Origin of the sequence: Martelella mediterranea, assembly GCF_004342225.1 — a bacterium.
GTDB classification, from domain to species: domain Bacteria; phylum Pseudomonadota; class Alphaproteobacteria; order Rhizobiales; family Rhizobiaceae; genus Martelella; species Martelella mediterranea_B.
This window is the reverse complement of sequence record NZ_SMAR01000017.1, coordinates 31,852-52,938: the sequence shown is the minus strand read 5'-3', so window position 1 is coordinate 52,938 and position 21,087 is coordinate 31,852. Positions and strand designations below refer to the sequence as shown.

General features: G+C 54.2%; 23 protein-coding genes. 9 read left to right on the top strand and 14 right to left on the bottom strand.

Going from position 1 to position 21,087, the window contains the following annotated elements; genetic code table 11:
• Positions 1 to 52: 52 nt before the first annotated feature.
• The 7 genes from EDC90_RS11960 to EDC90_RS11930 all read right to left on the bottom strand — a co-directional run bounded on the left by EDC90_RS11960 (position 53) and on the right by EDC90_RS11930 (position 3,084).
• Positions 53 to 517, bottom strand: coding sequence for a hypothetical protein (locus EDC90_RS11960; protein WP_165972817.1), 465 nt, complete (start codon positions 515 to 517; stop codon positions 53 to 55).
• Positions 518 to 519: 2 nt separating this feature from the next.
• Positions 520 to 1,344: a ParB/RepB/Spo0J family partition protein gene (locus EDC90_RS11955; RefSeq protein WP_132311855.1), complete on the bottom strand. Its 825-nt coding sequence runs from the start codon at positions 1,342 to 1,344 to the stop codon at positions 520 to 522.
• Positions 1,341 to 1,538, bottom strand: coding sequence for a hypothetical protein (locus tag EDC90_RS11950; protein ID WP_132311853.1), 198 nt, complete (start codon positions 1,536 to 1,538; stop codon positions 1,341 to 1,343). Before EDC90_RS11950 ends, EDC90_RS11955 begins: the two co-directional genes overlap by 4 nt.
• Positions 1,539 to 1,540: 2 nt before the next feature.
• Positions 1,541 to 1,759, bottom strand: coding sequence for a hypothetical protein (locus EDC90_RS11945; RefSeq protein ID WP_132311851.1), 219 nt, complete (start codon positions 1,757 to 1,759; stop codon positions 1,541 to 1,543).
• Positions 1,756 to 2,298, bottom strand: coding sequence for a hypothetical protein (locus EDC90_RS11940; protein ID WP_132311849.1), 543 nt, complete (start codon positions 2,296 to 2,298; stop codon positions 1,756 to 1,758). The genes EDC90_RS11945 and EDC90_RS11940 overlap by 4 nt, the downstream gene beginning before the upstream one ends.
• Before the next feature lie 133 nt (positions 2,299 to 2,431).
• Positions 2,432 to 2,788 carry a hypothetical protein gene (locus EDC90_RS11935; RefSeq protein WP_132311847.1) on the bottom strand — a complete coding sequence of 119 codons (357 nt, stop codon included), beginning with the start codon at positions 2,786 to 2,788 and terminating at the stop codon, positions 2,432 to 2,434.
• Positions 2,785 to 3,084, bottom strand: a complete 300-nt coding sequence (locus EDC90_RS11930; RefSeq protein ID WP_132311845.1) for a helix-turn-helix domain-containing protein — start codon at positions 3,082 to 3,084, stop codon at positions 2,785 to 2,787. The genes EDC90_RS11935 and EDC90_RS11930 overlap by 4 nt, the downstream gene beginning before the upstream one ends.
• 148 nt (positions 3,085 to 3,232) lie before the next feature.
• Here EDC90_RS11930 and EDC90_RS11925 point away from each other — a divergent pair, with 148 nt between their 5' ends.
• From EDC90_RS11925 to fdhA, 3 genes are all read left to right on the top strand, one after another.
• Positions 3,233 to 3,940: a S24 family peptidase gene (locus EDC90_RS11925; RefSeq protein WP_132311843.1), complete on the top strand. Its 708-nt coding sequence runs from the start codon at positions 3,233 to 3,235 to the stop codon at positions 3,938 to 3,940.
• On the top strand, positions 3,919 to 4,470 hold the full coding sequence (locus tag EDC90_RS11920; RefSeq protein ID WP_132311841.1) for a hypothetical protein: 552 nt from the start codon (positions 3,919 to 3,921) through the stop codon (positions 4,468 to 4,470). Before EDC90_RS11925 ends, EDC90_RS11920 begins: the two co-directional genes overlap by 22 nt.
• A 503-nt stretch (positions 4,471 to 4,973) precedes the next feature.
• Complete coding sequence (gene fdhA, locus EDC90_RS11915; RefSeq protein ID WP_132311839.1) at positions 4,974 to 6,170, top strand: formaldehyde dehydrogenase, glutathione-independent; 1,197 nt, start codon at positions 4,974 to 4,976, stop codon at positions 6,168 to 6,170.
• A gap of 99 nt (positions 6,171 to 6,269) precedes the next feature.
• On the opposite strand, the gene EDC90_RS11910 is transcribed toward fdhA, so the two are convergent.
• On the bottom strand, positions 6,270 to 6,602 hold the full coding sequence (locus tag EDC90_RS11910; protein WP_132311837.1) for a zinc ribbon domain-containing protein YjdM: 333 nt from the start codon (positions 6,600 to 6,602) through the stop codon (positions 6,270 to 6,272).
• A 379-nt stretch (positions 6,603 to 6,981) separates the two neighbouring features.
• Positions 6,982 to 9,039: a M3 family metallopeptidase gene (locus tag EDC90_RS11905; RefSeq protein WP_132311835.1), complete on the bottom strand. Its 2,058-nt coding sequence runs from the start codon at positions 9,037 to 9,039 to the stop codon at positions 6,982 to 6,984.
• Between the two features lie 136 nt (positions 9,040 to 9,175).
• On the opposite strand from EDC90_RS11905, the gene EDC90_RS11900 reads away from it, so the two are divergent.
• Both EDC90_RS11900 and EDC90_RS11895 read left to right on the top strand, forming a co-directional pair.
• Complete coding sequence (locus EDC90_RS11900) at positions 9,176 to 9,646, top strand: MarR family winged helix-turn-helix transcriptional regulator (RefSeq protein ID WP_132311833.1); 471 nt, start codon at positions 9,176 to 9,178, stop codon at positions 9,644 to 9,646.
• A 128-nt stretch (positions 9,647 to 9,774) separates the two neighbouring features.
• A complete protein-coding gene (locus tag EDC90_RS11895) occupies positions 9,775 to 11,040 on the top strand; it encodes a multidrug effflux MFS transporter (RefSeq protein ID WP_245511035.1) in 1,266 nt (421 codons plus the stop codon).
• An 82-nt stretch (positions 11,041 to 11,122) separates the two neighbouring features.
• Here the strand turns inward: EDC90_RS11895 and EDC90_RS11890 are convergent, their stop codons facing one another.
• A complete protein-coding gene (locus EDC90_RS11890) occupies positions 11,123 to 12,343 on the bottom strand; it encodes an argininosuccinate synthase (RefSeq protein WP_132311831.1) in 1,221 nt (406 codons plus the stop codon).
• Between the two features lie 282 nt (positions 12,344 to 12,625).
• Between EDC90_RS11890 and EDC90_RS11885 the strand changes: the two genes are divergently transcribed.
• The 4 genes from EDC90_RS11885 (at position 12,626) to EDC90_RS11870 (ending at position 14,900) form a co-directional block, all read left to right on the top strand.
• Positions 12,626 to 13,540 (top strand): SDR family NAD(P)-dependent oxidoreductase, encoded by a 915-nt coding sequence (locus EDC90_RS11885; RefSeq protein ID WP_132311829.1) that lies wholly within the window; start codon positions 12,626 to 12,628, stop codon positions 13,538 to 13,540.
• Positions 13,541 to 13,558: 18 nt separating this feature from the next.
• Positions 13,559 to 13,909, top strand: a complete 351-nt coding sequence (locus EDC90_RS11880) for a TfoX/Sxy family protein (RefSeq protein ID WP_132311827.1) — start codon at positions 13,559 to 13,561, stop codon at positions 13,907 to 13,909.
• Between the two features lie 71 nt (positions 13,910 to 13,980).
• Positions 13,981 to 14,613 carry a riboflavin synthase subunit alpha gene (locus tag EDC90_RS11875; RefSeq protein ID WP_132311825.1) on the top strand — a complete coding sequence of 211 codons (633 nt, stop codon included), beginning with the start codon at positions 13,981 to 13,983 and terminating at the stop codon, positions 14,611 to 14,613.
• A gap of 68 nt (positions 14,614 to 14,681) precedes the next feature.
• Complete coding sequence (locus EDC90_RS11870; RefSeq protein WP_132311822.1) at positions 14,682 to 14,900, top strand: DUF6500 family protein; 219 nt, start codon at positions 14,682 to 14,684, stop codon at positions 14,898 to 14,900.
• An 89-nt stretch (positions 14,901 to 14,989) separates the two neighbouring features.
• Here EDC90_RS11870 and EDC90_RS11865 read toward each other — a convergent pair whose 3' ends face one another.
• The 4 genes from EDC90_RS11865 to EDC90_RS11850 form a co-directional block, all read right to left on the bottom strand.
• Positions 14,990 to 15,592 (bottom strand): superoxide dismutase, encoded by a 603-nt coding sequence (locus tag EDC90_RS11865; RefSeq protein WP_132311820.1) that lies wholly within the window; start codon positions 15,590 to 15,592, stop codon positions 14,990 to 14,992.
• A 146-nt stretch (positions 15,593 to 15,738) separates the two neighbouring features.
• Positions 15,739 to 16,953 (bottom strand): multidrug effflux MFS transporter, encoded by a 1,215-nt coding sequence (locus tag EDC90_RS11860; RefSeq protein WP_132311818.1) that lies wholly within the window; start codon positions 16,951 to 16,953, stop codon positions 15,739 to 15,741.
• 223 nt (positions 16,954 to 17,176) lie between these two features.
• The gene (locus EDC90_RS11855) at positions 17,177 to 19,498 is read right to left on the bottom strand and encodes a glucose/quinate/shikimate family membrane-bound PQQ-dependent dehydrogenase (RefSeq protein WP_132311816.1); all 2,322 of its coding nucleotides are present in this window, start codon (positions 19,496 to 19,498) and stop codon (positions 17,177 to 17,179) included.
• A 257-nt stretch (positions 19,499 to 19,755) separates the two neighbouring features.
• Positions 19,756 to 21,051: a DUF2254 domain-containing protein gene (locus tag EDC90_RS11850; RefSeq protein ID WP_132311814.1), complete on the bottom strand. Its 1,296-nt coding sequence runs from the start codon at positions 21,049 to 21,051 to the stop codon at positions 19,756 to 19,758.
• Positions 21,052 to 21,087: the final 36 nt, after the last annotated feature.

The following is a 21,087-nucleotide window of genomic DNA, read 5'->3' as shown; positions in this document are numbered from 1 at the left end:
CTCATCGCAATCAGGTAAAGTGCAGGAAAAGCAGGGGTGTTTGAAAGTCATCTCAACGGCGTCCTTTCCTTCTGGCAGCCAGCACTTGGCGGCGCGCTTGCATTTCTTCAATGTGATCCTCGAGGAGCCGCTCCTCGATCAGGTCGGCATATTCCGCCTCGATCACGGTCAGCCCGAACTCACCGGGGACGAATCCGAGCAGGTCTTTTGCATCGGTGGCCCGGACAAGAGCGATAAAGGCATCAAGCGGAATGCGATGACCTTCCGAACTTTCTGATGTCCATTTGTAGAGCGTGGTTGCGCTGATATCCCGTCCGAGAAAGGTGCTCATCTCAGCCGCGATTTCTTCACGCCCCATGCCGTCCTCGCGCGCATCGCGCAGAGCCTGCCCGACAAGCCGTGCGATCTTGCCGTCCAGCCGTCCGCGACCGATCACGTCTTCGCTGTAACCAACCGAGATCTTCGGTGGCTCCCACGAAAACAGGTCTTTGGTGAGCGGGTCGCGGCGGCGGGCCATGATCAGATGCGCCCCCGGCGCTTCAGTGAGGCCAGTACGCGGTCCTCATTCGCCAGCACCAGCCGGTCGAACGTTTCGTCTGGCAACGCAGAGATCGTCCTTGATATGGTGAGGAACTTCTTCTCGATCGGCGCGACGGCCACACCGTTATTGAGATAGTCAAGAGCCTCCTGGACGCTCTTCGCTCCATTATCTTCCGAGAGAATATGGTCGAGAATCTTCTTCTGCAGCGGTCCTGCCTGCGCCGACAAAAGCTTCAGTTCTGACTGCTTTTCCGCGATTGCCGTTCCGGCCAGCCTGATCCGACTGGCCTGTGTCAGATCCTTCCAGATTTTGACAGCGATCTGGATGGCACGGGTCGATAGGCCTATTTTTTCTGCAACATCGGTAGCAAACGAAAAGATTTCGTTTGCTGATCCGTGCCGGGCGAGCGCACCAGCCGTTCCGGCTTTGGTTTCCGGATACAGTCTCTCATAGGCCTGTTTCAGTTCATAAAGATGATGGCAGCGGTCGAGCGCGTTCAGCTCGTTGCGGCCGAGGTTCTCCATGACTTCTTCAAGTCTGGCCTCGTCATCGTTGGTAGCGTCAGAAAGGCGCGCCCGGATATTGGCAAGTCCGATCAGCCTATGCGCGTCAACGCGATGCAGGCCGGTGACAAGACGGTAGCCGTCATCCGTTTTGCGTACTGTGATGGCATTGGTCAGGCCGGAGGTGGCGATCAACTGACCGAGCGCTCTGGACCAGTCTTCATCGAGATTGCGAGCGCGGTCATCAGGGATTTCAATTTGATCGATTGGAAGTTCAAATTCACCGATTTGCATTGTCATACGTCTTCTCCGGCGTCGCGGTAGTAAGGGTTATCTTCTTCATTTTTGGATATGCGACGTTTCTGCTCAGCATGAGCTTTCCGCCAGGCTGCAGTCGTCACCCACCAGATCAGCAGGAGAGCTGTCAGGATCATCCAAAAAGCGATACCTGGTGCGACGGGTGCAGAAAGGGCGGAAAGCAACGATCTGATCACTTTCAACTCTCAGGTTTTTTGTCGATGTATTTGGTGCCGCAAAATGGACAGTAGCTCGCAAGCATGGAAACTGCCTTGGCCTTGCCACGCCCGGTCTCAATCTGACGGGTTTGAATATGCGGGCGGACGCCATCGACATAATGGAAGATGATGTCTGTCTGAATTTCGGTATTGCGCTCCGCAAGCTTGGCTTCGATGTCTTCCAGGCAATTGCATGTCATGCTGCACCGCCTTCCGGAGCCATAAGCGCTCGCAATTGCGTGTCGACAATCTGCTCCGCGGTTTTCTGGATATCCCGGCTAAGCGCGTTTGCGGTATCCCGGATCAGCTGTTCACGCACATTTTTGAGAGAGGCAGCCACATCGGTTTCGACATTGGAATACAAAGGCGTCAGCGGAGGCAGGCGTCCTTCTTCAGTGACAAACGGGTCGGCTGATGGTGTGGGAATAGGATGCGGAGCTTCGCCCCGTTCTTTCTCTGCCTGCCGGGGTCTATTGTTCTTTCCGGACCTGACGGCTGCGGCGGCTTCATCTGCTCCGCCTGGTCGTTTAACGTCACCGGCTGCGATACCCTTCACCCACGCGTAAAACACCTCACGCGTCGGGGGCTTTTCGCCAATGCCTTCAAATTCTTTGGTAAGGCTGCGGAAGACAGCAGCGTCAGAGAAATGACCACTGGCGATATTATCATAAGCCGCTTGCAGGCCCGGAATGCACCATTTTGGCAGCTTGTCGAAGTAAGAGAGGGATGTCTTGGTCATGATACTGACCTCCAAAACTCGATGATCGTGGATGCAGCGCTTGCCCACTTGCAAACTGCAATGACAAAAGCGGTGATGGCGACAAAAGCGAGCAGCTCACGTGCAAGGTCGCCGATGGTTACAGCGCATTCGCTCATGCTGCCGCCCTCACGCCGCGAAAACGCAAAGCGATGGAGCGCATCAGTTCAAATTCAAACTGATTGATAAGCGCTACAATGACGGCCTGATCGGCATTCAACTTCGCGAAACTTTCCTCAATATCGAAACTTGGAACGACAGCATCGGGACCGAAACCAAAGACACCGGGGCCGTATTCCGCCCCTGCATTCAGGATTGTATGAACCGCACGGCGTTGAAGAGCGCTTGGCTCAAATGTTTCCGGATTGGTGTCGACGTGTGATCCGAGGATGATTGCCTTCGCCTGATCAAGCGTCATCAGTGGCGCAGGCGTGTCAGAAAAAGACACCGGTTCTGACATAAAGGCGGTCATGCTGCCCTCCTGCTGTCAGAAACGTCATCTGATTTTTGACTTTCTAACGGTCCCCATTTTCGGCTATCGTAGATGCGGGACTTCGTTTGGGGGTACCGGTCGGGCCACAGCTCTTTGGCATCCGTGCCGATAAAATCGGCAATGATCTGCTGATCGATGCTGTTCTTCTGGCGTGAGACTTTGCGGAATGAATTCGGATTGCGGCCATTGCGAAGGGCGAGCTGTTCGAGCGTCATGCCGCGCTCATGGATTTGCCAGAGGATACGTTTCCAGGTCCAGTTGGTCGGTTTACTCATACGGAACTCCTGCCTGAAAGCGGGCGGTGCAACGCCCGCTTTCTTTAGGTTGGTTTGGAACAACAGCACCCCGCAGCTATGGGGTGCTATAGATAAGGAATAGACTATTATTGCACTTTAGTAAAGTGCATAGCTGGTCTTTTAGTGTTTGGTATTGGCAAAGCCAGAGAGTGATCCAAAAACGCCGCTTGGCGCTAGAATTAGGAGTATTCGGAAGCACTTAGGCGATCCGGATAGGGAGAGCTTTGCAAAAATGATAGGGATTAGTAAAAACACAATTGCATTTTATGAGCGCGGAGAGCGCACGCCAGATGCCACGGTGCTGGCAGCTTATCGTGAGCGATTCGGTGTCGACACAAACTGGCTGATCACTGGAGAAGGCGACCCTTTCGGAGACACAAGTAAAAACACCGAGGCAGGGCCATCCGAAGGTGCAGACATTGTCAATGTAAGATTTCAGGATTTGCGGGTATCAGCTGGTCCAGGACTCACTGTCCTTGATGAGCGAAATGCAGAAATGATTGGCTTAAGCCGCCGCATACTACATGAACTTGGGCTATCACCACTACAGACATTGATTATGATGGTTGATGGAGACTCTATGTCGCCCACCATAACTGACGGTGCCGTTATATTCGTAAATAGGAATGAGCGACAATTGCGGGAAGGGAAGGTCTACGTTTTGTCGTTGGCTGGGGATTTGGTGGTCAAACGCATCCAACTCAATTTCGATGGAGGAATAACGTTGCTTTCTGACGCGGATGGACCGGCTTTCCCTCCAAGGAAAATCGATCCGGTTGATATCGAACACGTAAACGTGGTGGGGCGCGTCGTATGCGCCATGTCACCGGTATAGACGAAGGGCAAACAATGAAACGGATATCTTTTTTGGTTGCGGCTCTACTGCTCCTGCCAAACGCGGGGTTGGCAGATTATCGCCCTACTGCAGAAGAAACCGTCGCCTTTATCATTTACGGTGTTGAAGATGGCAGTTTACTTCAATCGGGTAGCTATATAGACAATACCTACAGAAGCGGAACTGTTGTTCAGTCGCGGGATATTCCTGCCCGGTTCGAGTTCCCGGAGGGATTGAGCGATATCCGCAATGTGACGGTCGAACAGTCGAAGCCGTGCGTCTTTGCTGTTAGAGAGACCAGCGGCGAAGGTCAGACTTCGACAATCGAATACGATTTCAATCTTTTCTCGACCTTAGACATTAGTGGCGACTACCGAATTCTTCGCTTTGCCGGAAGCTGCCCTGTGGACGCTGGTCAAGATTGTTTGAAAAGTAAGCTTCTGAGTATGGATCATCATGCTACGATTGACCGACTAAAGATGGCCGCCGATTTCATGAAGCGCGAGTATTGTGACGGTGCGCCGTTTTGAGCTGCGCGGGGTATCTCGCCATGTCCGACTTCATTTTTCTGGTCAATTTTTGATATCTTGTGTGTTTATCTTTAATTTCAGTATCTTGGTATAAGTCGGACAGACAGGCGTGAACTCGGACGGAATGTCCGAGTTCTGTAACGAAAGTTGAAAATGCCTTCTGGACATATGCGCCTGTTTTGGCCGCGATCACCACTTCTAGGAAGCGGGCCGCATTAGGCGCTCCCTTTGATTTTCGGCTGTGCAGCGTTTTTGATGGTCTATTTCGCAAAATGAGCGGCTTCCGGCGCTTTCTGATAGTGTTCTGATCGAGAATGCGATGATTTTCGTCGTTTTCGAACCGCCTTTTGCATTTTGCTTTCCGCTGAAATCCTGTCCGTTAGCGTATATTCTCCTTTAATTTCAGCACCATCCAAGCATCAACCCGTCACTATCCCTGTGTCCAGAAGGTACTACCCCCCTACAGGATGATAAATTTCCATAAGGAATCTGGGAGGAAACCAATGGCAAGTGCATCGAACCGCGGCGTTATATTTCAGGGCGCCGGCAAGGTTACGGTCGAGACGATCGATTTTCCGAAACTGGCTCTTGGTGATCGCAAATGTGATCACGGCGTTATTCTGAAGATACTCACCACAAATATATGTGGTTCGGATCAGCATATGGTGCGCGGACGCACGACGGCCCCGAAAGGGCTTGTTCTTGGTCATGAAATCACAGGGCAGGTGATCGAGTGCGGGCGCGACGTTGAGTTCATCTGCGAAGGTGATGTCGTATCTGTGCCTTTCAATATAGCTTGTGGCCGGTGCCGCAACTGCAAGGAAGGCAAGACCGGTATCTGCCTGAACGTCAATCCCGCGCGACCAGGGGCAGCATATGGCTATGTTGATATGGGCGGCTGGGTCGGCGGGCAGGCCGAATATGTCATGGTGCCCTATGCCGATTTCAATCTGCTGAAATTTCCGGACCGGGAACAGGCGGTGGAGAAGATTACGGATCTGACGCTTCTCTCGGATATTTTTCCCACCGGTTATCATGGTTGTGTGACGGCGGGTGTCGGGCCGGGCTCGATTGTCTATATTGCCGGAGCCGGACCTGTCGGCTTGGCGGCTGCCGCCTCAGCGCGGCTTTTAGGCGCGGCCTGCGTTATCGTCGGTGATATGATCCCGGAACGGCTCAGGCAAGCCAGAAGCTTCGGCTGTGAAGTTGTGGACCTGAGAATGGATGTAAAACTCAGCGATATGGTGGCGGAGATTACCGGTTCGCCGGAGGTGGATGCCTTTGTGGATTGTGTCGGCTTCGAAGCGCATGGCTGCGGCCATGATCATGGCCACGAACAACCTGCCACGGTGTTGAATTCGGCGATGGACCTGACCCGTGCGGGTGGCGAAATCGGTATTCCCGGGCTCTATGTGACCGAAGACCCCGGCGCACAGGACAACGCGGCCAAAATGGGCTCGCTCAGTCTGCGCTTTGGTCTTGGATGGGCCAAGTCCCATTCCTTCCACACCGGTCAGTGCCCGGTCATGCGATATAACCGGGCGTTAATGCAGGCGATCCTTTTCAATCGGGTCGAGATTGCAAAGGCCGTCAATGTGCAGGTGATCAGCCTTGATGATGCACCGAAGGGCTATGCCGACTTCGATGGTGGTGCCGCGAAGAAATTTGTGATCGATCCGCATGGCCTGGTTGCAGCGTAATTTGAAAAAAATGAGCCTTGCGGGCTATTCACCGCAAGGCTTTTGCTGTTCCGGCAGAAGAACGGCATCTTTGTTGCCTGGTCAGGTATTGGTACGCGATCAGACTTTGCGAACGAATTCTGACTTCAGTTTCATGGCACCGATGCCATCGACCTTGCAGTCAATGTCGTGGTCTCCCTCAACAAGGTGAATATTTTTGACCTTGGTGCCAACTTTGATGACCTGCGATGAACCCTTGATTTTCAGGTCTTTGATCAGGGTGACAGTATCACCATCATTCAGGGTATTCCCGTTGGCATCGACATAGGCAGGTGCGCCCTCCTCAGCCATTTCTGCCGACCACTCATGGCCGCATTCGGGACAGATCAGAAGCGCGCCATCTTCGTAGGTATAGGGTGACTGGCATTGAGGGCAGGGTGGTAATTCGCTCATCATGGTTCCTTTGCGAAAGGAGGATTGTTCATTCAGACACTTGTGAGCGGAATGAAACTGCCTGTCTGTTCCGGTGTTTTGGGTCAAGCCGGCGCTGCTGTTTTCACTGTAGCGTTTAAGCTTTGCAACTTAGAGCACCGTGCATCCATTCGTCTGCACGATGCTGTAGTAGTGACCCCGCGTTTTGGTGTCGAGAGAAAACACGGTTTTCAGGAAGTGAGAAAAAGCTGGTATTTCTCCCACTGCCCGCTGTGTCGGTCTCTCTATTCGTTCTGATCTGGAGCATTTCGCAGTCAGGTGGAAACATCTGATGTCCGCGAAAATGCGTCAAAACAAAGAGATAGAGCGGTTGCGCGTTTCCATGAAAGGCGGAACCGCTCTAAATAAGTCCGCGGCCCTTCAGCATAGCCTCCGGTCCCGGCATTTTACCACGGAAAGCGCGATAAGCCTCTTCCGCATCAACCGAGCCACCCTTGGTCAGTATGTGGGTTTTGAGCTTTTCAGCGATTTCAGAATTGAAAGCATCGCCGGTTTCCTCAAAAGCCTCAAACGCATCGGCATCAAGGACTTCCGACCACATATAGGAATAGTATCCTGCCGCATAACCATCCCCTGAAAAGATATGCAGGAAGTGCGGAATGGCGTGACGCATAACGATCGCGTTTGGCATGTTCAGCGCTTCGAGCGTTTTGCCCTGGAAGGCAACGGGGTCTTCCGGCGGCGCTGCTTCCGTGTGCAGCCGCATATCGACGATAGCCGAAGCAGTATATTCAATCGTCGCGAACGCCTGATTGAAGGTTGCCGCATCCAGCACCTTGTTCATCAGGGCTTCCGGCATTGCCTCGCCGGTTTTGTAGTGCAGAGCGTATTTTTGCAGAACAGACGGCACGGTCAGCCAGTGTTCATTAAGCTGCGAGGGCAGCTCCACGAAATCGCGGTCGACGCCGGTTCCAGAAACCGAAGGATAGGTCACATCGGACAGCATGCCGTGCAGCGCATGACCGAACTCGTGAAACAGGGTGCGGGCATCGTCCAGTGACAGAAGTGCCGGCTTTCCCTCTGCCGGTTTGGCGAAGTTGCACACGTTATAGATGATCGGCAATTCGCCTTTACGGCCATTCTTAAGCGTTAGCTTGTGCTGGCTTTGGAACGCACTCATCCATGCGCCGGAACGCTTCGATGCGCGGTTGAAATAATCGCCGAGAAAAATCGCTTTCAGCATGTCGTTTTCATCGCGGATTTCAAAAACACGCACATCGGGATGATAGGCCTTTTCATCCGGCCGGGCGACGGCGCGAATGCCGTATAGCTTTTCAGCAACGGCAAAGCAGGCATCCAGTATGTTTTCCAGCTGGAGATAAGGTTTTACCTCGCTTTCGGAAAAGTCAAATTTCTTGCCTTTCAGCTTTTCTGCATAATAGCGCCAGTCCCACGCCTCGATATCGTGATTGGCGCCCTCTTCCTGCACCAGTGCCTGCAGCTCAGCCTGATCCGATTGGGCTGCTTTGACAGCCTTTTCCCAGACATTGAGCAGGAGGTCATCGACACGTTCGGCTTTCTTGGCCATGGTGTTGTCCAGCTTCAAAGCGGCGAAGTTTTCATAACCGAGCAACTTTGCCTTCTCATCACGCAGTGCCAGCGTTTCACGCATGATACCGGTATTGTCGTGCTCACCACCGGAAATTCCGCGTGCCGTCCAGGCTTTGAAGGCTTTCTCCCTGAGATCGCGTCTCGCCGAAAAGGTTAAAAAGGGTTCAATGATAGAGCGTGAAAGCGTGACGGCGTAAGCGCCTTCCCGGTCGCGCTCGCTGGCAGCCGCGGCCATCGCATCGATCAGAAAATCCGGAAGACCTTCAAGGTCGGCCTCATCGCTCAGAAACATCGCCCAGCCGCTTTCATCGGCTAGAACGTTCTGGCCGAAACTGGTTCCCAGCTCCGCTAGCCGCTGATTGATTGCGGCCAGCCGATCCTGCTCTTTTGCCTGGAGTCTGGCACCGGATTTGACGAGGCCTTTCCAGTGGCGTTCCAGAACGCGTGTCTGCTCACCTGTCAGATTGAGTTCGGTGCGGGCCTGCCACAAGGTGTCAATGCGCTGGAATAGCGACTTGTTGGCCGCGATTTTTGAATAGTGAGCCGAAAGTCTGGGTGCGATTTCACGCTCCAGATTCTGGATCACAGGATTGGTATCTGCGCCTGCTTTGTTGAAGAAGACCGAGGTCACACGTGAGAGCGGATCACCGGAGATTTCCAGCGCATCGATGGTGTTTTCAAAGGTCGGTGCATCAGGATTTTCCGCGATCTCGGAAATTTCCCTGTTGTGATCTTCAAGAGCCCATTCAAAGGCAGGTGCGAAGTCGTCATCCCGGATCGCGTCAAAGCGCGGCAGGCCGCAAAAGCCATCCCACGCAACCAGTGCTTGATTGAAATTTTCGGTCATAGGCGCGTGATCCTTCCTGTGCCTGGTTTGGTTTCTTGTCGCATGTGTTTGACGCATAGCAGGTCTTCGCACAAGACCGCTTGAAGATTGTCAGATGTGATAATAAGTTTTGCTTATTATAAGGGAAGTTAATACAATGACGAATAAAACAGATATCAATCGCCTGGGCTTCCTGTTGACTGATGTGACCCGCCTTTTCCGACAGTCCTTTGAGCGCGAAATTACGCGGGCGGGTCTGGAAATCACCCCCGGTGAAGCCCGCACACTGGCTCGTGTTTCAGCTCTTCAGGGCGCAAGGCAAAGCGAGATTGCCGAGCAGCTCGGCATTGAGCCTATGACACTGTGCCGCTACCTCGACAAGCTTGAGACAGCGGGATTGGTTGTGCGCGAAGGTGACCCTGCTGACAGGCGGGCAAAGCGTGTGATTACGACAGATGAAGCCGGACCGGTTCTCAGAGCCATTCGTGAATGCTCGGACCGTGTGACCCGAAAAATGCAAACCGGCCTTAACGCGCAGCAATGCGATACGATGCGCGCCGCGTTAAAGATCATGCGGGAAAATGTTTCCCGGCGTGAAGCTGATGCAGATATGCTTGAAGCCGTCTGAAGGCACATTTCAGAGCGCCGTGCATCCATTCGGATACAAAAAGCACGATGCTGTAGAGTTGGACGATTATGGCTTGTCGCGGTTTGGTCGCCGCGGCAGGTCTTCATTGTATTTCAGGAACTGAATTTATGGATACTCAAACGCCGATCACCAAGACCCCGATGAGCGAGGGGCTGACCAGTCTGATCGGTGCTTTGCTGACGATGCTGGGACCAGTATCGCTGGCGCTTTATACCCCGGCAATGCCCGCACTGGCTGAAGCCTTTGAGACATCGGATGCGGCGATCAAGATGTCACTATCCTTGTTCTTCGGTGGTTTTGCCTTCGCAATGCTGGTTTCCGGCCCGCTTTCAGATGCAATTGGCCGCAAGCGTGCGGTCCTGATTTTCATGGTGATTTATCTGATCGGTTCTCTGGCCTGCGCGCTGGCGCCGAATGTCAATTTCCTGCTGGCCGGCCGGCTTGTGCAGGGCATTGGCGCTTCTGTCGGGCTGACCGTCGGACGCGCGATTGTGCGTGATCAGTTTACGGGAGAACCAGCTGCAAGGATCATGAATATGATCGGCATTATGCTGACTGTCGGACCGGCGATCGCACCGACCATCGGTGGGCTCATTCTCGCTGTTTCGGGTTGGTATGCGATTTTTCTGGCGATGGTTGCCTTCGGTGTTTTCATGATGTCGCTGGTTTTGATGCTGATGTCGGAAACGATAACGCCGGACCCTGGAAAGGCTGAACCGCGTGCGCTGGCGGTTGCCTATGCCTCGATCATCTCCAGCCCCCGCTTCATGGCTGCGTCCATGGTAATCGCGTCCTCGGTGGGCACGCTTTACGCACTGGCCTCGATCCTGCCTTTCGTGCTGATCAAGGTGGCTGGAATGACGCCCTCAGAATATGGCATCGGCATGCTGATGCAGACCGGGCTTTATTTTTCCGGCTCTGTTGTCTTTCGCCTGTCGTTGCGCTGGTTTTCTTCCGAGCGCCTTGTGCTTGTCGGTTTGTTTTTCATTGGCTGCGCAGCAACGGCGATGGCTGTTTCAACCGAAGTTCTTCCGGTCTCCTATCTTTCCGTCATGCTGCCTGTGGGCTGTTTCGCCTTCGGGATCGCTTTCGTTATGCCTTATATGACCAATGCGGCACTGCTGCCATTTCCGGATATTGCCGGTTCGGCTTCTGCGATGATGGGGTTCATGCAAATGGGTTCCGGCCTTCTGACCGGCGCCATAGCTGCCGCACTCGGTTCACCCGTTCTTGCGCTTCAGATCGTTGTACCGTCGATGGGGCTGATTGCTATTCTGTCTTATGTCTGGCTCGCTTTTGCACAACGCCACGTTCCTCAGGCCGCCATTCTGAATAGCGGGGAAGAAACAGTACCCCTGAATATTCGCGAGTGATGCCAATTGTCTTTCGTGGCGCATAAAAAAGCCGGAGCAGCGATGCCCCGGCTTCATTCAACGCGCTATAAGGCAGTGTTTCTTAGCTGTTATCGCGCTTGGCGAGTGTTCTCAGGCGCAGCGCATTCAGCTTGATAAAGCCTGCGGCATCTTTCTGATCGTAAGCGCCATGGTCGTCTTCAAAGGTCACGAGCGATTCCGAATAAAGCGACTTGTCGCTCTCGCGGCCAGTGACGATGACATTGCCCTTGTAGAGCTTCAGGGTCACTTCGCCTTCGACATTTTCCTGGCTCTTGTCGATGGCCGCCTGAAGCATGTAGCGCTCTGGCGAGAACCAGAAGCCATAATAGATCAGCTCTGCATATTTCGGCATCAGCTCGTCTTTAAGGTGAGCTGCGCCGCGGTCAAGCGTGATCGATTCCATTGCACGGTGAGCGGAAAGCAGGATCGTGCCGCCGGGCGTTTCGTAAATACCGCGCGACTTCATGCCTACGAAGCGGTTTTCCACGAGATCAAGGCGACCAATGCCATTGTCGCGCCCCAGATCGTTCAGCTTGGCCAGAAGCGTTGCCGGGCTCATGCGCTCACCGTTGATGGAAACGGCATCGCCCTTTTCAAAACCAATCTTGATAGTCGTAGGTTTGTCCGGTGCTGCCTCCGGAGAAACCGTGCGCATGTGTACATATTCCGGTGCTTCAATCGCCGGATCTTCAAGAACACGGCCTTCCGATGAAGAATGCAGCAGGTTGGCGTCAACCGAGAAAGGGGCTTCGCCGCGCTTGTTCTTGGAAATCTGGATCTGGTGGCTTTCAGCGAATTCGAGAAGGTCGGTACGGCTCTTGAACGACCAGTCGCGCCATGGCGCAATGATCTTGATATCGGGGTTCAGCGCATAGGCCGAAAGCTCAAAGCGGACCTGATCATTGCCCTTGCCTGTTGCGCCATGAGCGATGGCATCAGCCCCGGTTTCCCTGGCAATTTCAATCAGACGCTTGGAAATCAGCGGACGTGCAATGGATGTGCCGAGCAGATAGACGCCTTCATAGACGGCATTGGCGCGGAACATCGGAAAGACGAAGTCACGAACGAATTCTTCGCGCACATCCTCGATGTAGATTTCCTTCACACCAGCCTGTTCGGCTTTCAGACGGGCTGGTTCCAGCTCTTCGCCCTGTCCGAGGTCAGCTGTGAAAGTCACGACTTCCGCACCAAGTTCGGTCTGCAGCCATTTCAGAATAATCGAGGTATCGAGACCGCCGGAATAGGCGAGCACGACTTTTTTGACGTCTTTATGCGTTGCCATTTGTCATCCAAGTTCAGTTTATTGTTGCCCCCTCGGGGCCTTCCTGTGGCCTCGTTTTAGCGCCTTTGCCATAACACGCAAGCAAAACTGCGCAGCAAAGCACAATCAAAGACTTGACTTATGTGCGTGCGCGTCAAAATCTCATGAACTGAACAAAACGTTCGCTGTGGTCCGGGCCGTTTGTGGCGGGAGCTGCGGGAGGAGAACGCGTGGCTGGGCGCCGGCTTGCACTTTTGCATTTCCGTTCCCACATGATGCTACAACTAAAAATGGAGGTTTTCCATGAACATCAATCATCCAGCGATAAAGCCCGGAAAGACCGCAGTGATAACCGGCGGGGCTTCCGGCATCGGTTATGCGGCAGCAAAGCGCTTTGCAGAGCTTGGAATGAATGTGGTGATTGCCGATCTTAAAGGCGAGAAGCTCAACCGCGCCGAGCAGTCGCTCCAGTCTGTCGCCAACGAGAAAGACGGATTGATTGTTGCCTGCCCAACCGATGTTTCAGACCTTTCCTCTCTTGAGGAACTGGAGCGCATGGCATCGCAGACATTTGGAAACGTTCATGTTCTGATGAACAATGCCGGTGTTCAGCCCGGCAGTTCCGTGTTTGGCAAGCAATTCAACTGGCAGCGCATCATTGATGTAAACCTTTGGGGGATTATCAATGGAACGCGTCTGTTCGGTCCGGAAATGATTGCCCACGGCGAACCGGCGGTGATCATCAATACCGGCTCAAAACAGGGGATTACCACCCCGCCCGGCGATCCGGCTTACAATGTTTCCAAGGCTGGAGTGAAGGCGTTCACCGAAGCGTTGCAGCACGATTTGCGGAACCGTGAAAAATGCCAGGTCAGCGCTCATCTTTTCGTTCCGGGTTTTGTGTTCACGCCGCTGACGTCCGGTGACCGGACGGAAAAACCGGACGGCGCCTGGACGCCGGAACAGACTGTCGACTTCATGCTTGAGCGGCTTGATGCAGGCGATTTTTATATTCTTTGCCCGGATGGAGAGGTTGACCGCGCAACCGATGAAAAGCGCATCGCATGGGCCGCCGGTGATATCGTGGAAAACCGGCCACCGCTTTCGCGCTGGCATCCGGATTATTATCATGCTTTCACACGTTTTCTGGCAGGCACACCGGAATTTCCTGAAAAGGAAGCGGAGAAGGCAGACGAGAAGAAAGCGAAAAAGAGTTGACGAGGCGACTGCGTTTTCATGGCCATTGATGAAGAGCTTGCCCATCGTCTTCGGATACGCCTTGAAGGGCTGGAAGGCCTTAGCGAAAAGAAGATGTTTGGTGGCATATGTTTCATGGTGAATGGCCATATGGTGGGTGCTGCCAGTCGTACGAAAACCGGTATCCGCCACTACCTTTTCCGCGTTGGCAAGGGACGTGAAGACGCTGCCGCCCGGCTTGGTGCCCTGCAACCAATGGAGCAGGGCGGGCGAAAAATGACTGGGTTCTATCATGTCGATGCCGATGACTGCACGGATGAGCAGTTGAGCGGCTGGCTGTCGTTGGCGCTTGAGAACGCCTTCTCTCTGCCGCTCAAGAGGTCGGCATAGCGCAATCCGCGTTGCCCTTGAAACTGATCCGCTCTATGCCTTCTTAAAAGAGGTTTCAGGAGTTATTTCGAATGTATACAGGAATTGTGCAGGCTGTCCGGCCTCTGGTTGCCGTCGAGGTATATCCCGGTGGCAGGACCTTTACGATTGAATTTACGCCTGAGCTTCTCACCGACCTGAAGATTGGTGCCAGCGTCAATGTGGAGGGCGTGTGTCTCAGCGTTACCGGCATGGAGGGCCAGAAAGTAACTTTTGATGCCATGAACGCCACGCTGGAGCGCACCAACCTTCGTCGCTTTTCTGAAGGCGATGGCGTCAATGTCGAACGTTCAGCGAAAATGACTGACGAAAACGGTGGTCATGTCATTGCCGGTCACATCGCCACGACGGCGGTGCTTGAGGAGGTTCATATTGCTGACGATGGTGCGCTGATCCGCTTTCGTGTTCCCGAAGACTGGGCAAAGTACATTTTTCCGCGTGGGTATCTGGCGGTAAACGGCTGCAGCCTCACCGTGGCCGAGGTCGAAGACAACCTCTTCACCATCAATCTTATCCCCGAGACCCTGCGTCAGACAACCTTTTCGCACTACGCAGCCGGGGACCCGATCAATATCGAAGTCGATCACCAGACCATGGTGCTGGTCGATGTGATTGAGCGGACGGTAAGCCGGGTTCTTCCCGGGCTTGTTCACGCGCGCGACTGAATGCGAACGTCTGGGCCATCCGTTTCAGATGTGTGCAAGCCAATGGCGAACTGCGAAGGTGAGGTCGCATGCGTGCGAAACTGCGTGAAAAGATTATAGCCGTTTGCGAAGAGAAGATCGCCAGAAAAGGCGAGGCGGTCGGTCTTTCTTTTTATGCCTTCTTTGCCAACAAAAATGACGATCCTGAGCTTCTGATGGAAGCGGCAGAATGGTGGATTAAAACCCATAAACTTGATCATTTCGAAAAGGCTGTGAAGATCCGCGATATGATCAGGTCTGGTGTTTGAAACGCGGTGCTCTGATCGCATGGCCGCAGGATCAAACAAAAAAGCCCGGCGCTGTGGCCGGGCTTTTTCTGAAAATCGAGAACGAAGACTTACTTCGTTGCAGCTTCGTAAAGCTCTGCGACATAGTCCCAGTTGATAAGGTTGTCGACAAAAGCTTCAAGATATTTCGGGCGCGCATTGCGGTAGTCGATGTAATAGGAGTGTTCCCAGACGTCGACGCCGAGGATCGGCTTGGCGCCGTGAACAACCGGGTTTTCGCCGTTTGGTGTCTTCATGATTTCAAGCTTGCCATCCTTGACAGCAACCCATGCCCAGCCCGAACCGAACTGGCCGACGCCGGCCGCGGTAAAGTCAGCCTTGAACTTGTCGAACCCGCCGAGGTCAGAAGCAAATGCGCTTTCCAGAGCACCCGGAAGCTTGTTGCCGCCGCCGTCTTTCTTCATCCACTTCCAGAAGTGCATGTGATTGAAGTGCTGGGCAGCATTGTTGAAGAGTGCCTGATTGGAACCGTATGCCTTGACCATGACATCTTCGACGGGAAGGTCTCCCAGACCAGCTTCTTCAGCCAGCTTGTTTCCGGTCGTCACATAGGTGTTGTGATGCTTGTCGTGGTGAAACTCCAGGGTCTCAGCCGACATGTATGGTGCGAGTGCATCATATGCATAGGGCAGTTCAGGAAGTTCAAAAGCCATCTTCAATACTCCTTTTGGCAGCCTAACTTTGTGATTTGGCGCTTGCCAAATACATAGGTGCCAAGGCCATTTTCGGCAACCTGAAAAATGTCAAAATACCTTTGCGCCGGGCGGGAACAAAAGCCGCGTCCGGCGCGTTACGGGCTTTATTGGTGTTCCGGGTGTGCCATTGGGTGCACTTTTTCGCGCCCGAAGCTGGTCAGTGCCACCAGTGCAGCCATGATCGCGAAGCCTGACATGATTGCGAAAAGTGGAACTGCCGTGCCGTTTGCAAATGCGCTCACAAGGCCCGTGCCGATTGCGCCGAAACCAAAGCCAAGCGCACCGGCAAGCGCCGCTGCGACACCGGCAATCTGTCCGTGCGCTTCCATCGCCAGCATGTTGCAGTTCGTCAGGATTGCGCCCATGGCGATCATGGCAACGAAGAACAAAGTCATCATCATCCAGAGCTCAGTGCCAACCGTCAGTTCAAGCGCCAGAAGCGACGTCAGAGAAATCGCGTAGGTGCAGGTGGCAATGCGTGCCACAGTGCGCGCACCGAGCGGACCGATCAGCCGTGCGCCGCCCTGAGCGCCAACGGCCATGCCGATGGCATTAAATCCGAAAGCAAGCGAGAACATCTGGGGTGACAGACCTTTCATGTTGATGAAGACAGCTGATGAGCCGCCGATATAGGCGAAGAATGCACCCTGCGCCAAAGCCAGTGTTCCGGCAAAGGGGATGAAATGCGAACTGGTCAGAAGGCGCGCATAGTGGATAACAGCATGGCCGGGCCGAGAATTCTGCCTCAGTTCTTCCATGCGCGTTTCCGGCAGAATAAAGCGGATATAAAGCAGAGAGAAAATACCGAAAGCGACGAAAAATGCGAAGATCGAGCGCCACCCTGCGACAAGCAGGATCAGGCTGCCGACCATAGGCGCGACAATAGGAGCAAGACCGGTGATCATCATAATGATCGCAAGCAGTTTGGCGGCTGTCTGGCCCGTATAGAGATCGCGCACCATGGCCATGGATGTCACCATGCCAACAGAACCTCCAAGGCCCTGAATAAAACGCCAGATGAGCATCGTTTCGATGGACTGCGACAGCATCGTACCGAGTGAGCCGAGGATGAACAGGCCGAGCGCAAAATAGACTACAGGCTTGCGTCCAACGCGGTCCGAGATCGGGCCGTAGAAGAGCTGTCCGACCGTAAATCCTGCAAAAAAGGTCATGGCCGAGTAGGAGACAGCGCCATCTGTTGTGTTGAGGGCATCTGCAATCAGCGGAAGGGCTGGCAAATACATATCGGTCGCGAGAGGAGCAAGCGCCGTGATGCAGGCCAGCCCAATCGCCATAGTCAGCGTATTAACGTATTTCATAGAATAGACTTTTGATGAACTACGGGACCAGTCGTCCGCTTGATATGTAAAGCGCGGGCGCATTGCGGGCTGGCGGGTTCTAAGTGCCTTAAATACTCTATTGTGATGATAGTCAACAATCATCACTTTCTGGGCGCACCGGAAACCAGTGAACACTCCGTTCGATATCTGCACGAAAAAAGCGCCGCTCGAAGGCGACGCCTGTATTGTTGACGAGGAAAGATCAGCTTTCCGGCAGTTTATAGGCCATGATGTAATCACCGCTTTCAGTGCCGACGGAGCCATGCCCGCCAGCCACGATAACCACATATTGTGTGCCGTCACTGGTTTCATAGGTCATCGGCGTTGCCTGCCCCCCAGCAGGAAGGCGCGCTTCCCAGAGTTGCTCACCGGTCGTGACACTGTAACCGCGCAGATAGTTGTCCATGGCTGCGCCGAGGAAGGCGACGCCGCCCTTGGTGACAATCGGACCACCAATGCCGGGAACGCCCATTTTGATCTTGAGACCCAGCGGGTTCATGTCCTGAATGGTCCCGTTCTTATGTTTCCACACGATGTCACCCGTGGTCAGATCTGCGCCTGCGACATAGCCCCATGGTGGCGCCTGGCAAGGAACACCCAGAGGGCCGAGCAGTGTGGAGAAGGCAACGGCATAGGGTGCGCCATTATTGGAGTTGATACCTTCAGTTGGAGCGCTCGGATCGCTCTTCGGGATCAGGGTTGATGTATAGGCCATGTAGACCGGCATACCGAACATGATCTGGCGCTCCGGATCTATTGCGACAGATCCCCAGTTAAACGTACCGAAATTGCCCGGATAGACGATTGTTCCGCTGGTGGACGGCGGCGTATATCGGCCTTCATAGTTGTACTGCTTCAGTTTGATACGGCATGCGAGCTGATCGAGCGGTGTCGCGCCCCACATGTCCTTGCCCGTCAGCTTCGGCGGCTTGAAGGACAGCGCAGAAACCGGTTGCGTCGGGGAAAGCGCCTTTTCCTCCGGAATTGCGCCTTCCTGTGGCGCCGGAACCTCTTCCACCGGCAGTACAGGTTCGCCGGTCTGACGATTCAACACGAAAATCTCGCCCTGTTTCGTCGCCGCGACCAGGGCAGGAATGTTCTCGCCATCAATGGTCAGGTTAAGAAGAGCAGGCTGGGCAGGGGCATCCATATCCCAAAGGTCATGGTGAACACCCTGGAAGAACCAGGTGGGCTCTCCGGTTTCTGCATCAAGTGCCAGAATGCCGGATGAATACTTCTCCTCAGAGGGAGAACGGTTCATGCCAAGCTGATCCGGTGTGCGATTGCCCATCGGTGCGTAGATGAGACCAAGATCGCTGTCGCCCGACATCACCGACCAGCTGTTCGGCGAATTCTTGGTGTAGGTTTCGTCAGGGCCGATCGGCTCTGTCTGGGTCGGGTTGCCGCTATCGAAGTTCCACAGCAGTTCGCCGGTATCAATGTCGTAGGCCCTGATCACGCCCGAGGGACTATCGGTTGAATAATTGTCATTCACTGATCCGCCGACGACGATCTTGCCGTTGATCGCCAGAGGCGCCGAAGTTGAATAATAATACCCTTGCGTTTTGTAGGGCATGTTCTGCTCAAGGTGCAGAGTTCCGTTATCCGCGAAACTTTCGCAGACAGTGCCATCGGCGGCATTGAGCGCAATCAGCCTTGCATCCGAAGTCGGCAGATAAATGCGCTGCTTGCAGCGTTGGCCTTCGGCAATGTCGGGGTCGTCGTAATAGGTGACACCGCGGCAGGTCTGATGCTGGCGGTTGCCGTCGACCGGTATCTTCGGATCAAATTTCCACTTCTGCTCGCCGGTTTTGGCGTCAAACGCCATCGCCCAGCTATGCGGCGTGCACACATAGAGCGTATCATTCACCATCAGTGGGGTGTTTTCATAGGTGGTCTCGACCACATCATTGGGCACTTTCATGTCGCCGGTGCGGGCCTGCCAGGCAAGCTCGAGATTGGCAACGTTATCGGTGTTGATCTGGTCTAGTGGCGAATAGCGCTGGCCTTTTTCCGAGCGGCCATAAGCATGCCATTCGCCAGCGGGAACTGTCTCCGCAGGAGCGGCACCGGAATTGCGTGCGCCCGGAAGCTCTCCGGAAATGGCGTGAGGGTCTGTCGTCAGGGAAACCCCGGCAACAACGATTGCAACGGCTGCTGCGATGGCCGTCGGCCAGGCTGCTCCTTTGGCGACTGTTTCATCTCTCGCGTTTGCAACAAGCGGTTTACGCACCCATGGCAGTAACATCCAGAGGCCAAGAAGCACGATCAGCCCGCCACGTGTGCCAAGCTGCCACCAGTCGAAGCCGACTTCCCAGAGCGCCCATACGAGCGAAGCGAGGATCGTCAGGCCGTAGACCCAGAACGCAAGCGGATTTCGGAGAAAGATTAAAATGGCGGTCGCAAGAAATGCGATGCCTGCAAGAAGGTAATACCAGCTGCCACCCAATGTGATCAGCCAGACGCCGCCACCGCCGAGAAACAGGCCGATGAGCGCAAAAACAAAACTTGTGAAAATGATCATGGTTCACCATCTCCTGACGCAGGATCAAGGCGAGCGGAACGACATCACCTTAATGGATGCGCTGTTTGAATGTACCGGAACGCAGGGTTACATCCGCAGACGCAAAGCGTTCCGAACGCGGAGTGTGCAATCCGGGAGCGTATCGAAGATATCGTCAGGAAATCGACTGCGTGATCTCGACTTTTCGCTCGCCGGAAAGAAAGTCTGGACGCGACAAATCGCGCCCGCGACCCTCATTCATTTAACGAGAATATGGATTATTTGTTCCGCTGAAGAATATGACGGGCTGTGTTGTGTCCCTGAACAAGGCTGTCCAGCCTCTCGATATCGCTCCGGAAGGCAAGTGTCTCACGGGCGCGCTCAAGCGCAACAGACGAAAATGCATCCGCAGCCTCTTCGTAGCCCTCCAGCGGAACAACCTTCAGCGCATGAAAAGCATGCTGCAGATGAATGCCAACCTCTGCCATTCCTGCACCATCCCGGGAAATCGCAGTGAAGGCGGCATCGAAGAAATCAACAGCTTCAATCTCCCGGACATGAATGCGCGGGTGGCTGGGCTCGTCTTGCGGCTCCAGCTTTTTGCCTTCCACCATAACTCTGATGAGGTGTCCCAGAACATCAATGGCGGTGCCGGGGTCATTGACGGCAGGCGACAGAGCCCTGACGGCGACCTGCGAAAGGACTGTCAGCCCGTAAAGCGGGTCTTGTGTATAGGAGCGCTCATTGCCGACGGTGAATGCATGATGGAGGGTTTCAAGCGTTTCCTCGTCGGGAAGTGACTGGCCTTCTTTCAGCAGCAGGCCGGCCACATATCGTCCCGGGGCCACCATTGCGCCTGCACGCTCCAGAATATAAATGTCGGCATCGAGCTGTTCTGCGACAGTGTCAAGCGTCGAGATATCGACAAACCGTAAGTAGCCGATCTTATCCAGCTCGATCATATGTAAACCGGCTGGCAGCTTCCCATCAAAGGGCTTACCACCAAGATAGGGATTCCTGCGGTAGTTGTGCATCGATGTGGAAGCAGAGCCTTCGACCTGTTCAATGGTGCGACTGATCTTACCGAGCCTGCCCAGATAATTAATCCAGCGCAGCAGGATGATCACAATCAGCACGATCACTGCCAGCGTTGCGATGAACAGGACGAGACGTCCACCATCGCCGTAAAGATTGGTATTCAGAGCAACAAGGCCAACGAGGCTGAAAATGAAAGACCCCAGGAAGGTTGAAAGCGCCGACTGGGCTGTACGGTCTTCCAGAAGCGTGCCAACGGCGCGTGGCGTGGCGCTGCTGGCGGCAGCAGATGTTGCCTGAACCACGGTATTGAGCGAGAAAATCAGCACAGTCAGCATACTGCTGGCAATGATCGTCAGCAATGAACTGACTGAATTGGCGCCAATGGTTCTGCCTATGCCCGGAGGAATATATGGATTCAGCATAATGCCGATGAGGGCAGTCACGATACCCGCAACACAGTAAATCGCCGCAACGAACCAGATCTGCCGCATGGTTTGCGAAATCACCCACAGACGGCGGGACATCTCAAGTTTCATGCGGCAGGCACTCCTTCGTGTTCAACGGCGTCAGAC